Consider the following 15,658-nt stretch of genomic DNA (forward strand, 5'->3'; position numbering starts at 1 on the left):
CGGACGCCCCTGGCTGCCCGGGCCGGTGCGGATGGCGATGTTTCACGTGAAACGGTGACGGGCCGGCCGAAGCGCACTCTGGCGTGCCCGTCACTTGGTCACTCCCGTTCGTGCTCCGGCCCGCCGAAGTCAGGGCTGGTGAAGTCCGGGGACGAGTAGCCGGGCCGGGGCCCCTGCGACGGGGATCCGGGACTGGTGAAGTCGGGCCGGGTGTAACCCAGGTTGGGGATGCGCCCGGCCCCCGGTGTGCGGGGGGTCGGATGGCCGGCGGCGCTCGGGTCGGCCAGGGCGTCCCGCAGGAACGGCATGATGCCCCGTTCCAGCAGGGCGTTGCGCCAGGCCTCCCTGGCCCGTGAGAGCTCGTCGGGTATCACCACGGTCTCCGCCAAGGTCTCCGTCGAGCTGTTGCGCAAGGCCGTCACCAGCAGCCCGATCACGGCGAAGAGCAGGGCGGCCACGGTGAGGGCCCCGAAGAGCCAACCGGCCGTCAGCATCGTCTGGGCGAAGGCGGGTTCCGGGTCGAGCATCCTCAGGCTGTAGCCCACCAGCAGGAAGATCACCATGGCGGTCCCGGCCAGGAGGGGGGCCAGGACGGCGACCACGGCGCTCACACCGGCTCCGTCGTCCTGGTCGCCCATGCCGTCCTCGCCCCCGCTCGTGGGGGCCGACAGGGCCTCGTCGCGCAGTTCCTCGCGGACCTTCACGTAGTGGTCGTACTCGGCCGCGGCCGCGGCGGTCAGCAGGGCACTGGCGTTCAAGGCCATCGTGCGCAGTTGTTCGGCGTTCAGCCGTTCACCCAGAGTGGCGAGCTCGGGCCGTTCGTCCGCGGTGCGCAGCGCCTCGTCGAGGAGGCGGTCGAACTCGGGCCGGTCTTCGGTCAGCAGGTGCGGAGCGCTGGTCATGTGCATCCCCCGATGCTCCGTACAAGCCGGTATGCCCGCGTAGACCCGGGCACCGGCACAAACGGAGGAGAGCCTGCTACGGATAGAGCGATGGTAGAGCGCCCCTGCCACGCCGTGACAGGGGCTTTGCCGAAATACCCCGCTCCGAGAACGCTCAGTCGCGCAGAGGTAGTTGAACGACGAGCAGTTTGCCCGCCATCGTGACCCCGCCGTCCATGGCGATGGCCAGACCTTCGGCGTACACGTGCGGTCCGTCCACCGCTTCCGGGCCGCGCGACTCGTCGCCGTCCTCGGTGCCCACTTCCCCGAGGAGGTAGGGGATCGGGCTGTGTCCGTGGACGACGCGTCCGCCGCCGTAGGTGCCGAGGAGTTCGCGTACGGCGTGCGGGCCGGTTTCCTCGTCGCGGAAGGCGAACCGCTTGGTGAACTTGCGGAACAGGTCCCAGGTGATGTCGGCGTCGTTGCGGTTGAGCAGTTCGTGGATGGTGTCGTTGACGTCCTCGATGGAGTCGCCGTAGTCGAGGTACGCGGTGGTGTCGGAGTGCAGCAGCAGGTGGCCGTCCTCCAGGGTGGCCGCGTCCAGCCGTGACATCCACTGCAGGTGGACGTCCTCCAGGCGCTCCATGTCGGTGCGCTGGCCGCCGTTGAGCAGCCAGGCGGCCTGGAAGGTGGCCGTACCGGCCCCTGAGTGCACGGGGGTGTCGCCGAACCGCTTGGCGCCGATGAGCAGCAGCTCGTGGTTGCCCATGAGGGCCTTGCAGTAGCCGCCGGCGGCCGCGGCCTCGGCGGAGAGCCGCATGACGAGGTCGATGACGCCGATGCCGTCGGGACCGCGGTCGGTGAAGTCGCCGAGGAACCAGAGCCGCGCGTTGCCGGCGGACCAGCGCCCGTCGGCGTCGATGAGGTCCTGCGCCCGCAGTTCCCTGACCAGCTCGTCGAGGTAGCCGTGGACGTCACCCACCACGTACAGCGGGCCGGGGCCGGAGGCCGGTGCCTCCTGGGGGACGTAGTGCACCTGCACGGTGTCGCCGGGGCCGCCCTGGGCGCCGCGGCCGATGACGGGCAGGTCGCGCTGCGTGGGGGTGTAGCCGTCGTCGGGCTCGTCGGCGACGCCCGGGTCCTCGGCGTGCGCATCGGCGTGCGCCGTGGCGCGGACGTCCGCGTGGGCCGTGGCCGTGCGCTGCTGCGGGACGGTCTCCGGCACGGGACGGGCCGCGGGGGCGGAGCCGAGGTACTCGGGGTGGCCCGCTACGTACCCGGACGCCGGGTGTGCCGGTGCCGGGGACGGGGCCGCGCCGTAGTACGCGGGGTGTTCGCCGTACGCGGGGGCATCCCCGGGCAGGCTTTTGGACGCGGTGTACGGGGCGGGTTCGCTGACCGGCACCCGGAAGTCCCGCAGCGTGTCCGTCCGCATCGCGGGTCCCTGACCGGCCCCCTGAGTCATCGACCCCTCCACCACCGTCGCGCTGCCGTACACCTGCGGACCCTCCTGACCGCTGGGGCGGAGGGTCCGTGATGTCGTGCGCCCATCATAGGAATGCAGCTCGCGCTCTGTGACGCACCAGGGGTGGTGAATCCTGGCCGGAGCCGGTCGTTCCTGCCGATTTCTCCCGATATCGGTGTTGCTGAAATCCTCGGCGGGGCCGTCGGCCCCGCCGTGCCGTGGTGTGGAGGTCAGTCCTGGGCCGGTGATCGGGGTGGGCTGACGGTGGTCCGGGGCGTCCTGCGCTGCGAGGAGGTACGGATGATGAGTTCGGTCGGGACGACCTGTTCGACGGGCCGTCCGGTGTCGACCCCCTCGATGGCGTCGATCAGCAACTGCACGACGGCGGTGCCGATGCGGCGCGGTTTGAGGGAGAGCGTGGTGATGGGCGGTTCGGTGTTGGCGTAGACGGTCGATTCGCTGCAGCAGACGAGCAGCAGGTCCTCGGGAACGCGCAGGCCGTAGCGCCGGGCTGCGGCGAGCAGGTCGGTGCCGTTGGGGTCGAAGAGCCCGTAGACGGCGTCGGGCCGGTCGGGCCGGGCGAGCAGCCGGTCGGCGGCCACCGCCCCGGCACACGGGTCGTGGGCGGGGTAGGACTCGTAGACCGGGTCCTGCCCGACCCGCTCGCACCAGTTGAGGTAGGCGGTGGTGGAGAGCCGCGTGTAGGTGTCGGTGGTGGTGCCGGTCAGCAGCCCGATGCGGCGGGCACCGGCGGCGGCCAGGTGGTCGAGGAGGCCCAGTACGGCCGCCTCGTGGTCGTTGTCGACCCAGGCGGTGACGGGGAGGGTGCCGGCCGGGCGGCCGTCGGAGACCACGGGGAGTCCCTGACGGACCAGCTCGCTGACCACGGGGTCGTGGTCGGAGGGGTCGATCACGACGGTGCCGTCGAGGGCCACGTTGGACCAGACGTCGTGTCGTGAGGTGGCGGGGAGGATGACGAGGGCGTAGCCGCGGGCGAGCGCGGCCGAGGTTGCGGCCCGTGCCATCTCCGCGAAGTACGCGAATTCGGTGAAGGTGAAAGGTTCATCCCCGTACGTCGTCACGGTCAGGCCGATGAGGCCCGACTTGCCGGTACGGAGGGTGCGAGCGGCGGCGGAGGGGCGATAGCCCAGCCGGTCGGCGACCTCGCGAACGTGGCGGCGGGTGGCGTCCGGCAGCCGCCCCTTGCCATTGAGCGCGTCGGAGACGGTTGTGATGGAGACGCCCGCTGCGGCGGCCACGTCTCTGATGCCGGCCCGGCCCTGTCGGCCGCCGACTCGCCGGGTGGTCTCGGCCCGGCTCACCTGATGCTTCCCTGCTGCTGTCATGGCGAGCCGATAGTAGGGCTCGGTGGGGTGGGTGGTCCGGGTGCATATGCACGCGTTGACAGGCACGATTCTGCATGTTTCGCCACCCCCAATGACCTTGGAAACAAAGGTCATTGGTTGCTCTGAGTAAGGGTGCCGCTTGTCTTCGGGTACGAGCATGCCAAAACGGAGCCGCTGCGGACCGTTCGCAACTCACCTGCACGAGGGACGCGCGCCACGGCGCAGGCCACCGGCGCACGCATATATGCGCGCGCTCCCCCTGTGTTCCGGGCGCCCGCCATTCTCGGATCGGCGGAATCCTCATATGGTGAGCAGTATTGAGTCGACGGTGCCGTCGACGGGACGGTCGAGGAGGACCTGCGGTGAGCGAGAAGAGCCCGAAGCTGCGCGCCGAGCTGGACGGCATTCCCACCTACAAGCCCGGAAAGCCGGCAGCCGCCGGCGGGGCCGTGGCGTTCAAGCTGTCCTCGAACGAGAACCCGTACCCGCCGCTTCCGGGTGTCCTGGAGAGCGCGGTCGCGGCCGCCGGGCGGTTCAACCGCTACCCGGACATGGCCTGCACGGGCCTGGTCAACGAGCTGGCGGAGCGTTTCGGCGTGCCGGTCGAGCACATCGCCACGGGCACCGGCTCGGTCGGCGTGGCCCAGTCGCTGATCCAGTCGACGGCGGGTCCGGGCGACGAGGTCATCTACGCCTGGCGGTCCTTCGAGGCCTACCCGATCATCACGCAGATCTCGGGTGCGACGTCGGTGCAGGTGCCGCTGACCGACGGGGACGTGCACGACCTGGACGCCATGGCCGCCGCGATCACCGACCGGACGCGCCTGATCTTCGTTTGCAATCCCAACAACCCCACGGGCACCGCGGTGCGCCGCGCCGAGCTGGAACGTTTCCTGGACCGGGTGCCCTCGGACGTCCTGGTGGTCCTGGACGAGGCCTACCGCGAGTTCGTGCGCGACGCCGACGTCCCCGACGGCATCGAGCTCTACCGCAGCCGCCCCAACGTGGCGGTGCTGCGTACGTTCTCCAAGGCGTACGGCCTGGCCGGTCTGCGGGTCGGATTCGCGGTCGCGCACGAGCCGGTGGCCGCCGCGCTGCGCAAGACGGCGGTGCCCTTCGGCGTCAGCCAGCTCGCCCAGGACGCCGCGGTCGCCTCGCTGCGGGCCGAGGACGAGCTGATGGGCCGGGTCGGCTCGCTGGTGGGCGAGCGCGCGAGGGTGCACGGGACGCTGCTCGCCCAGGGCTGGACGGTCGTCCCGGACACGCAGGCCAATTTCGTGTGGATGCGGCTGGGGGAGCGGACCGCCGAGTTCGCGGCGGCCTGCGAGAAGGCCGGTGTGGTGGTCCGGCCCTTCGCGGGCGAGGGCCTGCGGGTCACGATCGGTGAGACCGAGGCGAACGACCTCTTCCTGCACACGGCGGAGGCGTTCTTCAAGGAGATGTAGCCGCGCGGAGCCGTGGCTTCCGGAGTCGTGACTCCAGGGGCCGCGGCCTCAGGAGCGGAGCCGGGGTGTGGGCCCGGTCACGGGCCTACACCAGCTCCACGCGGATGGGGTCGCCGTCGCGGACGGTGGACAGCAGGCGGGGGTCGCCGTCGAACGAGCCGAGCACGTTGCACGGGCTCGCCAGGCGGCTCTCGCCCCCGCGCGAGATGGGAGTGGGGCCGTACGGCAGCGCGAGCGCGTCGCCCTCGGTCCAGAACGCGACCGTGCCCGGGTCGACGACCTGCCGGGCGTCGTGCTCCAGGGCGACGGAGACGCCGGTGTCGAAGTAGACCTCCTCGCCCCACGTGTTGGCGGAGGCCGAGATCGGGAGGGCCTCGGCCAGCGCCTTGCTGGTCGGGGTCTCGTCGAGGGTGGCGGTGAGCTGGCCGGAAGGCCAGGAGATTCGTATCTGCATGCGCTGAATTCAACAATCTGTTGAATGTCTTGGCTAGAGGTACCCCCCGGCTGACAGCTGCGGATGCCTGTGCGACATAATGCTTGTGAATGTGAACGCGTTCACAAGCGTGTCCCGCTTCCTCCCGAAATGAGTGGGACACAAACGGCAGACTGCCGCTGTGACCACGGTGACCCGAAGGAGACGAGGACGTGGACCTAGCTTTGGCGCCGGAGACGCTGGCGCGATGGCAGTTCGGCATCACCACCGTCTACCACTTCCTGTTCGTCCCCCTGACGATCTCGCTCGCCGCCCTCACGGCAGGCCTGCAGACGGCATGGGTGCGCAGCGAGAACGAGAAGTACCTCAGGGCCACGAAGTTCTGGGGCAAGCTGTTCCTGATCAACATCGCGATGGGTGTCGTCACCGGCATCGTGCAGGAGTTCCAGTTCGGCATGAACTGGTCCGACTACTCGCGCTTCGTCGGCGACGTCTTCGGAGCCCCCCTCGCCTTCGAGGCCCTGATCGCCTTCTTCTTCGAGTCGACCTTCATCGGCCTGTGGATCTTCGGCTGGGACAAGCTGCCCAAGAAGATCCACCTCGCCTGCATCTGGATGGTCTCGATCGGCACCGTCCTGTCCGCCTACTTCATCCTCGCCGCCAACTCCTGGATGCAGCACCCCGTCGGCTACCGCATCAACGAGGAACGCGGCCGGGCCGAGCTCACCGACTTCTGGCTGGTGCTCACCCAGAACACCGCGCTGACCCAGTTCTTCCACACGATCACGGCCGCGTTCCTGGTCGGCGGCGCGTTCATGGCCGGCATCGCCGCCTACCACCTGGCGCGCAAGAAGCACGTGCCCGTGATGCGCAGCTCGCTGCGCCTCGGCCTGATCGTCATGATCATTGCCGGTATGGGCACCGCCATCAGCGGCGATCTGCTCGGCAAGGTCATGTACAAGCAGCAGCCGATGAAGATGGCAGCGGCCGAGGCCCTGTGGGACGGCGAAGCGCCGGCCCCCTTCTCCGTCTTCGCCTACGGCGACGTGGACAAGGGCCACAACAAGGTCGCGATAGAGATCCCCGGCCTGCTGTCCTTCCTGGCCAACGACGACTTCACCTCGTTCGTCCCGGGCATCAACGACGTCAACAAGGCCCAGCAGGAGAAGTTCGGCCCCGGCGACTACCGGCCGAACATCCCCGTCGCCTACTGGGGCTTCCGCTGGATGATCGGCTTCGGCATGGCCTCGCTCGCGATCGGCTCGCTGGGCCTGTGGCTGACCCGCAAGAAGTTCCTGCTGCCGCCCGGCCTGCGCACCGGCCCGGAAGAGGTACCGAACCTGGTCCTCTTCAAGAAGGCCCTGAGCCCGCGCTTCGCCAACCTGTACTGGATCGTCGCGCTCTGGACCATGGGCTTCCCGCTCATAGCCAACTCCTGGGGCTGGATCTTCACCGAGATGGGACGCCAGCCCTGGGTCGTCTACGGAGTGCTGCGCACCCGGGACGCGGTCTCGCCGAACGTGACCCAGGCCGAGGTGCTCACCTCGATGATCGGCTTCACCCTGCTCTACGCCGTGCTCGCGGTGATCGAGGTCCGGCTGCTGGTGAAGTACGTCAAGCTCGGCCCCCCGGAACTCACCGAGGCCGACCTGAACCCGCCGACGAAGATCGGCGGAGACGACAGGAACCCCGACCGGCCGATGGCCTTCTCGTACTGAGGCCCGAGGAGACCCACGATGCAACTCCACGACGTCTGGTTCGTACTCATCGCCGTCCTGTGGACCGGCTACTTCTTCCTGGAGGGCTTCGACTTCGGTGTCGGTGTCCTCACCAAGCTGCTCGCCCGTGACCGCACGGAGAAGCGGGTCCTGATCAACACGATCGGGCCCGTCTGGGACGGCAACGAGGTCTGGCTCCTCACCGCGGGCGGCGCGACCTTCGCGGCCTTCCCCGAGTGGTACGCCACCCTCTTCTCCGGCTTCTACCTGCCGCTGCTGATCATCCTCGTCTGCCTGATCATCCGCGGCGTCGCCTTCGAGTACCGCCACAAGCGGCCCGAGGACAAGTGGCAGACCAACTGGGAACACGCGATCTTCTGGACCTCGTTGATCCCCGCCTTCCTGTGGGGCGTGGCCTTCGCCAACATCGTGCGCGGCGTGAAGATCGACCAGGACATGGAGTACGTCGGGAGCTTCCTGGACCTGATCAACGTCTACTCGGTCCTGGGCGGTCTGGTCACCCTCACCCTGTTCACCTTCCACGGCGCGGTGTTCACCTCGCTCAAGACGGTCGGTGACATCCGGGACCGCTCGCGCGCACTGGCCACCCGGCTGGGCGTGGTCACCGCGCTGCTGGCGCTCGTCTTCCTGATCTGGACCCAGGTCTCGCGCGGTGACGGCTGGAGCCTGATCGCGATGGCCGTCGCGGTGGCCGCCCTGGTCGGGGCCCTGGGCTGCAACCTGGCGGGCCGCGAGGGCTGGTCGTTCGCGCTCTCCGGCATCACCATCGCCGCCGCCGTCGCGATGCTGTTCCTGACGCTCTTCCCGAACGTCATGCCGTCCTCCCTGGACGACGCCTGGAACCTCACGGTCACCAACGCCTCGTCCAGCCCGTACACACTGAAGATCATGACCTGGTGCGCGGGAGTGGCCACGCCGCTCGTCCTGCTCTACCAGGGCTGGACGTACTGGGTGTTCCGCAAGCGGATCGGGACGCAGCACATCGTCGACGCGCACTGAGGCGTCGGCGGCTCCCTCCGATGCCCGACTCTCCTGCCTGACCTGCCGAGGGGATGTTTCACGTGAAACCGATCGACCCGCGCCTGCTGCGGTACGCCCGCTCCACCCGCCTCTTCCTGGGGGCGGTGGTGCTCCTCGGGCTCGCCGGAGCGGGGCTGGTCGTCGGTCAGGCGATGCTCATCGCCGAGATCGTGGTCGGTGCCTTCGAGGAGGGGCTCGGCGCGGGGGCGCTGCGCACACCGCTGCTGCTCCTCGCGGCGGTGGCCCTGGGGCGCGGCCTGGTCGCCTGGCTCACGGAGCTGGCCGCGCACCGCGCCGGTGCGGCGGTCAAGTCCGAGCTGCGGGTGCGACTGCTGGACCGGGCCGCCGACCTGGGGCTCGGCCGGGCCGGCGGTCAGCGGACCGGTTCGCTGGTGGCACTGGCCACCCGGGGGGTGGACGCGCTCGACGACTACTTCTCCCGCTACCTGCCCCAGCTGGGGCTCGCGGTGGTCGTTCCGGTGGCGGTCCTCGCCCGGATCGTCACCGAGGACTGGGTGTCGGCGGCCATCATCGTGGTGACCCTGCCGCTGATCCCGCTGTTCATGATCCTGATCGGCATGGCCACCCAGTCCCGGATGGACCGCCAGTGGCGGCTGCTGTCCCGGCTGTCGGGGCACTTCCTGGACGTGGTGGCCGGACTCCCGACGCTGAAGGTCTTCGGGCGCGCCAAGGCCCAGGCCGAGTCCATCCGCAAGATCACCGACGACTACCGTCAGGCCACGATGCGGACCCTGCGCATCGCCTTCCTGTCGTCGTTCGCGCTGGAGCTGCTCGCGACGCTGTCGGTGGCCCTGGTCGCGGTGACCATCGGCATGCGGCTGGTCCACGGCGAACTCGACCTCTACACGGGACTGGTCATCCTGATCCTGGCGCCCGAGGCGTACCTGCCGCTGCGGCAGGTGGGAGCGCAGTACCACGCGGCGGCCGAGGGACTGGCCGCGGCGGAGGAGATCTTCGAGGTTCTGGAGACCCCGCTGCCCGCTCCGGGCGGCGCGGCCCCCGTGCCGGACGCGGACCTGCGCATCGAGTTCGACGGGGTCGAGGTGCGGTACGAGGGCCGGAGCGCGAGCTCGCCCGGACCCGTCTCGCTGGTCGTCGAACCGGGTGAGTGCGTGGCCCTCACCGGGCCGAGCGGAGCGGGCAAGTCCACGCTGCTGAACGTGCTGCTGGGCTTCGTCACGCCGACGGCCGGACGGGTCCGCATCGGCGCCGTCGACCAGGCCGAACTGTCCCTGGAGCAGTGGCGGGAGCGGGTCGCGTGGGTGCCGCAGCGGCCGCACCTCTTCGCGGGGACCATCGCCGAGAACGTACGGCTGGCCCGGCCCGGGGCCCGCGACGAAGACGTGGAAGCGGCCCTCCGGGACGCCGGGGCGTGGGAGTTCACGGCCGCCCTGCCGGGCGGGGTCCACACCCCGCTCGGTGAGGGCGGCGTCGGCCTGTCGGCGGGACAACGGCAGCGGCTCGCGCTGGCCCGCGCGTTCCTGGCGGACCGGCCGGTGCTGCTGCTGGACGAGCCGACGGCGGCACTGGACGGGGAGACCGAGGCGGCCGTGGTGGACGCCGTACGACGCCTCGCGGTGGGCCGGACCGTCCTGCTGGTGGTGCACCGGCCGGCGCTGCTGGCGGTGGCCGACCGGGTGGTGGCGGTGGGCGAAGGCGCAGGGGAGCCCGCCGGACCGATGGCCGCCCGGACCGCGGAACCCACGCCGGCGCCGGTTGCCGACCCCGGGGAATGGATCCTCGGGCCCACCGCGGAACGGGCCGCGGCGGGCGCCGCCGCCGACGCGGCCGGCGGTGATCCGCTGCGCCGGGTACGGGCCACGGCAGCGGCATGGCAGGGCAGGTTCCGGCTCGGGCTGCTGCTCGGAGCGCTGGCCGTCGGGTGCAGCGTCGGACTGATGGCCGTGTCGGGGTGGCTCATCTCGCGGGCCTCCGAGCAGCCGCCGGTGCTCTACCTGATGGTGGCCGTCACGGCCACGCGCGCCTTCGGCCTGGGCCGTGCCGTGTTCCGCTACGCCGAGCGGCTCGTGTCGCACGACGCCGTCCTGCGGATGCTGGCCGACCTGCGGGTCTCCGTGTACCGGCGGCTGGAGCGGATCGCCCCCGCCGGACTGCGCGAGCAGCGCCGCGGGGACCTGCTGTCCCGGCTGGTCGCCGACGCCGACGCCCTCCAGGACTACTGGCTGCGCTGGCTGCTCCCGGTCGGCACCGCGCTGCTCGTCGGGACCGGATCCGTGGCGTTCACCGCCTGGCTGCTGCCCGAGGCCGGAGCGGTGCTCGCGGTCGGCCTCCTCTCCGCAGGCATCGGAGTCCCCCTGGTCAGCGGTGCCTGCGCGCGGCGTGCAGAGCGGCGGCTCGCGCCGGCGCGGGGCGAGCTCGCCACCCGCGTGGCCGACCTGCTGACGGGTACCGCCGAACTCACCGTCGCCGGGGCCCTGGCCGGGCGCAAGGACCGGGCGCGGGAGAGCGACGGGGTGCTGACCCGGATCGCCTCGCGCGGGGCCTTCGCCACGGGGCTCGGCGGCGGGCTGTCCGCCCTGGTGTGCGGGCTGACCGTGGTGTTCGCAGCCCTCGCCGGCGCGGCCGCCGTCGCCGGAGGCCGGCTCTCCGGGGTGGCCATGGCGGTGGTCGTCCTGACCCCGCTCGCCGCCTTCGAGGCCGTCAGCGGACTTCCGCTCGCGGTCCAGTACCGGCAGCGGGTGCGCCGCAGCGCCGAACGGGTCTACGAGGTCATCGACGCGCCGGTGCCCGTCGTGGAGCCGGCCGAGGCACTCGAAGCGCCTGCCTCCCCCTTCCCCCTGCGGCTGACCGGCCTCGCCGCCCGCCACCCCGGGCAGGAAAGGGACGCCCTGCACGGCACGGACCTGACCCTGGACGCCGGCCGGCGCGTCGCGGTGGTCGGCCCCTCCGGTTCGGGCAAGACCACGCTGGCACAGGTCCTGCTGCGGTTCCTGGACCCGAGCGACGGCACGTACACCCTGGGCGGGACCGACGTACGGGGCCTCGACGGCGACGACGTACGCCGCATGGTGGGCCTGTGCGCCCAGGACGCCCACCTCTTCGACAGCTCGGTCCGCGAGAACCTCCGGCTGGCCCGGCCCGGGGCGAGCGAGGAGGAGCTGCGCGAGGCGCTGGCGGCGGCCCGGCTGCTGGAGTGGGCCGAGGGACTTCCGGACGGTCTGGACACCCTGGTCGGTGAACACGGGGAGCGGATCTCCGGCGGTCAGCGGCAGCGGCTGGCCCTGGCCCGGGCGCTGCTCGCGGACTTCCCCGTCCTCGTCCTGGACGAGCCCGCCGAGCACCTGGACCTGGCGACCGCGGACGCCCTGACGGCGGACCTGCTGGCCGCGACCGAGGGCCGGACCACCGTGCTCATCACGCACCGGCTCGCCGGACTGGAGGCGGTGGACGAGGTGCTGGTCCTGGACCGGGGCACGGTCGTACAGCGCGGCGCGTACGCGGAGCTGGCCGTCGCCGAGGGCCCCCTGCGCGGGCTCCTGGACCGGGAGCGGCAGGCCGACGGGGCGCGGGCCGGCCTCGGCTGAGGGCGGGTCCGGCCCGGCCCCGGGTGGCGCGTTCCGCACGCTGCGACTTTCCCCACCAAAGGGGACTAACTAGGCTCAAGGTCATGTCAGCCCAGGAGTCTCAGGAAGCACCGGAACCCACGCGCGGAACACCGGACCCGCTGGAGGCCGCCACCCAGGCCACCCGGAGTCTGCAGGGGCTGTCCACCGAGCTGACCGCTCGGGTTCCGCAACTGCTGGAGGCCATGCGTTCGGTCGGGACCGGCCTCGAACTGCACTCCACGCTCGACCGGATCTGCGAGACGGCCGCCGAGCTCGCCGACGCCCGTTACGCGGCGATCGGCGTCGTCGACACCGAGGGACGCGGCCTCTCCGACTTCGTCACCTTCGGCGTCAGCGGCGAACTGGCCCGGAAGATCGGACACCGTCCGGACGGGAAGCGCGGCCTGCTCGGCGCGCTGATCTCCCATCCCGACACCGTCCAGCTCGCCGATCTGACCAAGGATCCGCGATCGGCCGGGTTCCCGGCGCACCACCCGCCCATGAAGACGTTCCTCGGCGTTCCGATCCGGGTGCAGGGGGAGATCTTCGGCAACCTGTACCTCGCCGAGAAGAACGGCGGCGGCGAGTTCAACGACTACGACGTCCACATGGTCCGGGTACTGGCCACCGAGGCGGGCATCGCCATCGGCAACGCCCGGCTGTACGAGGCCGCCACCCAGCGCGAGCGCTGGATCGACGGCTCGGTGGCGGTCACCACGGCCCTGCTGTCGGGCGGCGACGCGGACGACGCCCTCGCGGTGGTGGCCGAACAGGCCCGCAGGCTGGCCGACTCCGCCGCCGGGATCGTGATGCTGCCGGCGGAGGAGGGCGGAATGGAGATCGTCGCCGTCTCCGCCGACAACCCGGCGACCTCGCTGGGCGTGGTGATCCCGGCCGAGAGCCCGGTGGTGGCCCGGCTGATGGAGGGCGAGCCGGTGTTCGTCGAGGACGCCTCCGGGGACCCGCGCATGATCAGCCGCCTGACCAGCCAGTACGGACCCTGCATGATGCTGCCGTTGCACAGTGGCGGGCGGGTGCTGGGCGCGCTCGTGACCCCGCGGGCCCGTGGCGAGAGGCCGTTCACCGAAGCGGAGCGGACCCTGGCGACCCAGTTCGCCTCGCAAGCCGCCCTCGCGCTGATGATGGCCGAGGCGCAGCGGGACCGGGAGCGCCTGGCCGTGTTCGAGGACCGCGACCGGATCGCCCGTGACCTGCACGATCTCGTCATCCAGCGGCTGTTCGCCACGGGGATGATGCTGGAGGGCGCCCAGCGCAGGTCCATCGTCCCGGAGGTCAGGGACGGGGTCGGCAAGGCGGTGGACGAGCTGGACGTGACGATCCAGGAGATCCGCACCGCGATCTTCGCGCTCCAGCAGGGCCCCGCGGAGGCGCCGTCGGGGCTGCGCACCCGGGTACTACGGGAGATCAACATGGCTGCCGTGCCCCTGGGCTTCAAGCCGGCCCACCGGTTCCTCGGCCCGATCGACGCCGTCGTCGGCGAACTGGTCGGAAAGAACCTGATCGCGGCCCTGCGCGAAGCCCTGTCCAACGCGTTCCGGCACGCGGAGGCGTCCCGGATCGAGGTGGTGCTCGACTCCACCATCACCCTGGCCGACGGGCGGCCCGGGGTGCGGCTGGAGGTGGCGGACGACGGAGTGGGCATCCCGGAGGGAGGGCGGCGCAGCGGACTGCGGAACCTGCGCCGACGGGCCGAATCGCTGGGCGGGACGAGCTCGTACGGGCCGGGCATCGGAGAGGACGGGAGCGGGACCACCGTCCTGTGGGAGGCCCCGCTGTAAGACCTGCTGCCGTGACTAGTGCTGGTGGTGCGCGGTGCGCTCGGAGAGGATGCGCTCGATGACCACGGCGACGCCGTCCTCGTTGTTGGCCACCGTCCGCCCTGACGCGGCCGCGATCACGTCCGGGTGGGCATTGCCCATGGCGTACGAGGTACCGGCCCAGCGGAGCATCTCCACGTCGTTCGGCATGTCTCCGAAGGCGACGACCTCGGCGGGCGAGATGCCGCGCTCGGCGCAGCACAGGGCCAGGGTGCTGGCCTTGGAGATGCCGAGGCCGCTGATCTCCAGCAGGGAGGTCGGGCTGGAGCGGGTGATCGAGGCGTACGAGCCGGCCACCGACCGTGCCAGGGCCAGGAACTCGTCCGGGCCCAGCTCGGCGTGGTGCGCGAGCACCTTCAGCACGGGTGCCGCGCTGCCGTCGAGCTCCTCGCCGAGCAGCTTCTCGGCGGTGGCCACGGTGGCTCCCGGGTCCTGGAAGAACGGCGGGTACATCGGCTCGTAGTTGATGCCGCTGGTCAGCTCGACGGCGAAGGACGTGCCGGGGGCCGCGGCGCGCAGGGTGTTCACCACCGTCATCGCGGTGGGCCGGGGCAGCGCCCGGACCTGTACGAACTCTCCCCCGGCGCGGAGGTCGACGACGGCGGCGCCGTTCGCGCAGATCGCCAGGCCGTGGCCGTGCACGTGATCGCTCACCACGCCCATCCAGCGGGCCGGACGGCCCGTGACGAAGAAGACCTCGATCCCGGCTTCCTCGGCGGCGGCGAGCGCGGCGACCGTGCGGAGCGAGACGGATTTGTCGTCGCGCAGCAAGGTGCCGTCGAGGTCGGTGGCGATGAGCCGGGGTGCGGGGGTTGGCCCGTCCGGGCGCTGAGGAGCCGAGGTCACGGACCCATCTTCGCCCATCGGCCCCGAGCGGCCGACCAGGTTCGGCTGGAGATGTTTCACGTGAAACATGCCTCCTGCTTGGCTTCGGGGTGGGGCGGACGATGCGTGAGGTGCGGTTGTTGCACGCGTCGCCGTAGGCTCGAACCCATGAGTCTGCGTCTGAGCACTGTGATCCTCCCGGTCCGCGCGTGGCACGAAGGGGGCCGCGACCAGTGGCAGCGGGCCGAGCGGCTCGGGTTCCACACCGCCTACACCTATGACCACCTGACCTGGCGGACCTTCCGTGACGGTCCCTGGTTCGGTGCGGTGCCCACCCTGACCGCCGCGGCCGCGGCCACCGAGTCGATCCGCCTGGGCACGCTGGTCACGTCGCCGAACTTCCGGCACCCGGTGACCCTCGCCAAGGACCTCATGACGCTGGACGACATCTCCGGCGGGCGCATCACCCTGGGCATCGGGGCGGGCGGCAACGGCTTCGACGCGGTCGCGCTGGGCCAGGAGGAGTGGAGCCCGCGTGAGCGTGCGGACCGCTTCGCCGAGTTCGTCCCGCTGCTGGACCGGCTGCTGACCGAGAGCGCCGTCACCCACCACGGCACCTTCTACTCCGCCGAGGAGGCGCGCAGCATCCCTGGCTGTGTCCAGCGGCCGCGTCTCCCCTTCGCCGTCGCCGCCACCGGCCCGCGCGGGGTGAAGCTCGCCGCGCGTCTGGGCCAGGCCTGGGTGACGGCCGGTGACCCGAAGGTGTTCCAGGGCACGCCCGAGCAGTCGCTGGAGGCCATCCGCGGCCAGGTGGGCAAGCTGGAGAAGGCCCTGGCGGAGATCGGGCGGGAGTCCGAGACCATCGAGAAGGTGCTGCTGACCGGCTTCACCCCGGAGCGCAGCACGATGCTGGAGTCCGTGGACGCCTTCGTCGACTTCGCCGGACGCCACCGCGATCTGGGGTTCACGGAGATCGTCATCCACGCGCCCATCCCGGACTCCGACTTCGCCGCGGACGAGGCCGTCTTCGAGAAGATCGCCACGGAGGCGCTCGGACAGCTGGGCGGCTGACACCGGCG

General features: G+C 71.2%; 11 protein-coding genes. 6 read left to right on the forward strand and 5 right to left on the reverse strand.

The genetic code is table 11. The features are described from left to right. Positions 1-98 precede the first annotated feature (98 nt). The 3 genes from ABZZ17_RS15390 to ABZZ17_RS15400 form a co-directional block, all read right to left on the reverse strand. Positions 99-908, reverse strand: coding sequence for a hypothetical protein (locus ABZZ17_RS15390; protein ID WP_356876043.1), 810 nt, complete (start codon positions 906-908; stop codon positions 99-101). Positions 909-1,056: 148 nt separating this feature from the next. Beyond that, entirely contained in the window at positions 1,057-2,346 is a 1,290-nt protein-coding gene (locus ABZZ17_RS15395) for a metallophosphoesterase (protein ID WP_356876045.1), read from the reverse strand. 230 nt (positions 2,347-2,576) lie between these two features. After that, positions 2,577-3,692, reverse strand: a complete 1,116-nt coding sequence (locus ABZZ17_RS15400; RefSeq protein ID WP_356876047.1) for a LacI family DNA-binding transcriptional regulator — start codon at positions 3,690-3,692, stop codon at positions 2,577-2,579. Between the two features lie 362 nt (positions 3,693-4,054). Between ABZZ17_RS15400 and hisC the strand changes: the two genes are divergently transcribed. After that, positions 4,055-5,137, forward strand: a complete 1,083-nt coding sequence (hisC, locus tag ABZZ17_RS15405) for a histidinol-phosphate transaminase (protein WP_356876049.1) — start codon at positions 4,055-4,057, stop codon at positions 5,135-5,137. An 85-nt stretch (positions 5,138-5,222) separates the two neighbouring features. On the opposite strand, the gene ABZZ17_RS15410 is transcribed toward hisC, so the two are convergent. After that, positions 5,223-5,591 carry a cyclophilin-like fold protein gene (locus ABZZ17_RS15410; RefSeq protein ID WP_356876051.1) on the reverse strand — a complete coding sequence of 123 codons (369 nt, stop codon included), beginning with the start codon at positions 5,589-5,591 and terminating at the stop codon, positions 5,223-5,225. A gap of 191 nt (positions 5,592-5,782) precedes the next feature. Here ABZZ17_RS15410 and ABZZ17_RS15415 point away from each other — a divergent pair, with 191 nt between their 5' ends. From ABZZ17_RS15415 to ABZZ17_RS15430, 4 genes are all read left to right on the forward strand, one after another. After that, a complete protein-coding gene (locus ABZZ17_RS15415; protein WP_356876053.1) occupies positions 5,783-7,288 on the forward strand; it encodes a cytochrome ubiquinol oxidase subunit I in 1,506 nt (501 codons plus the stop codon). An 18-nt stretch (positions 7,289-7,306) separates the two neighbouring features. Then, positions 7,307-8,308 (forward strand): cytochrome d ubiquinol oxidase subunit II, encoded by a 1,002-nt coding sequence (gene cydB / locus ABZZ17_RS15420; RefSeq protein WP_356876055.1) that lies wholly within the window; start codon positions 7,307-7,309, stop codon positions 8,306-8,308. A 62-nt stretch (positions 8,309-8,370) separates the two neighbouring features. After that, positions 8,371-11,895 (forward strand): thiol reductant ABC exporter subunit CydD, encoded by a 3,525-nt coding sequence (cydD, locus tag ABZZ17_RS15425; RefSeq protein WP_356876057.1) that lies wholly within the window; start codon positions 8,371-8,373, stop codon positions 11,893-11,895. A gap of 83 nt (positions 11,896-11,978) precedes the next feature. After that, entirely contained in the window at positions 11,979-13,715 is a 1,737-nt protein-coding gene (locus ABZZ17_RS15430) for a GAF domain-containing protein (protein ID WP_356876059.1), read from the forward strand. Positions 13,716-13,730: 15 nt separating this feature from the next. On the opposite strand, the gene ABZZ17_RS15435 is transcribed toward ABZZ17_RS15430, so the two are convergent. After that, positions 13,731-14,618 carry a Cof-type HAD-IIB family hydrolase gene (locus tag ABZZ17_RS15435; protein ID WP_356876245.1) on the reverse strand — a complete coding sequence of 296 codons (888 nt, stop codon included), beginning with the start codon at positions 14,616-14,618 and terminating at the stop codon, positions 13,731-13,733. Between the two features lie 129 nt (positions 14,619-14,747). On the opposite strand from ABZZ17_RS15435, the gene ABZZ17_RS15440 reads away from it, so the two are divergent. Further along, positions 14,748-15,650 (forward strand): LLM class flavin-dependent oxidoreductase, encoded by a 903-nt coding sequence (locus tag ABZZ17_RS15440; protein WP_356876061.1) that lies wholly within the window; start codon positions 14,748-14,750, stop codon positions 15,648-15,650. The last annotated feature ends 8 nt before the right edge of the window (positions 15,651-15,658 follow it).

Source organism: Streptomyces sp. NPDC006512 (assembly GCF_040611935.1).
GTDB lineage: Bacteria > Actinomycetota > Actinomycetes > Streptomycetales > Streptomycetaceae > Streptomyces.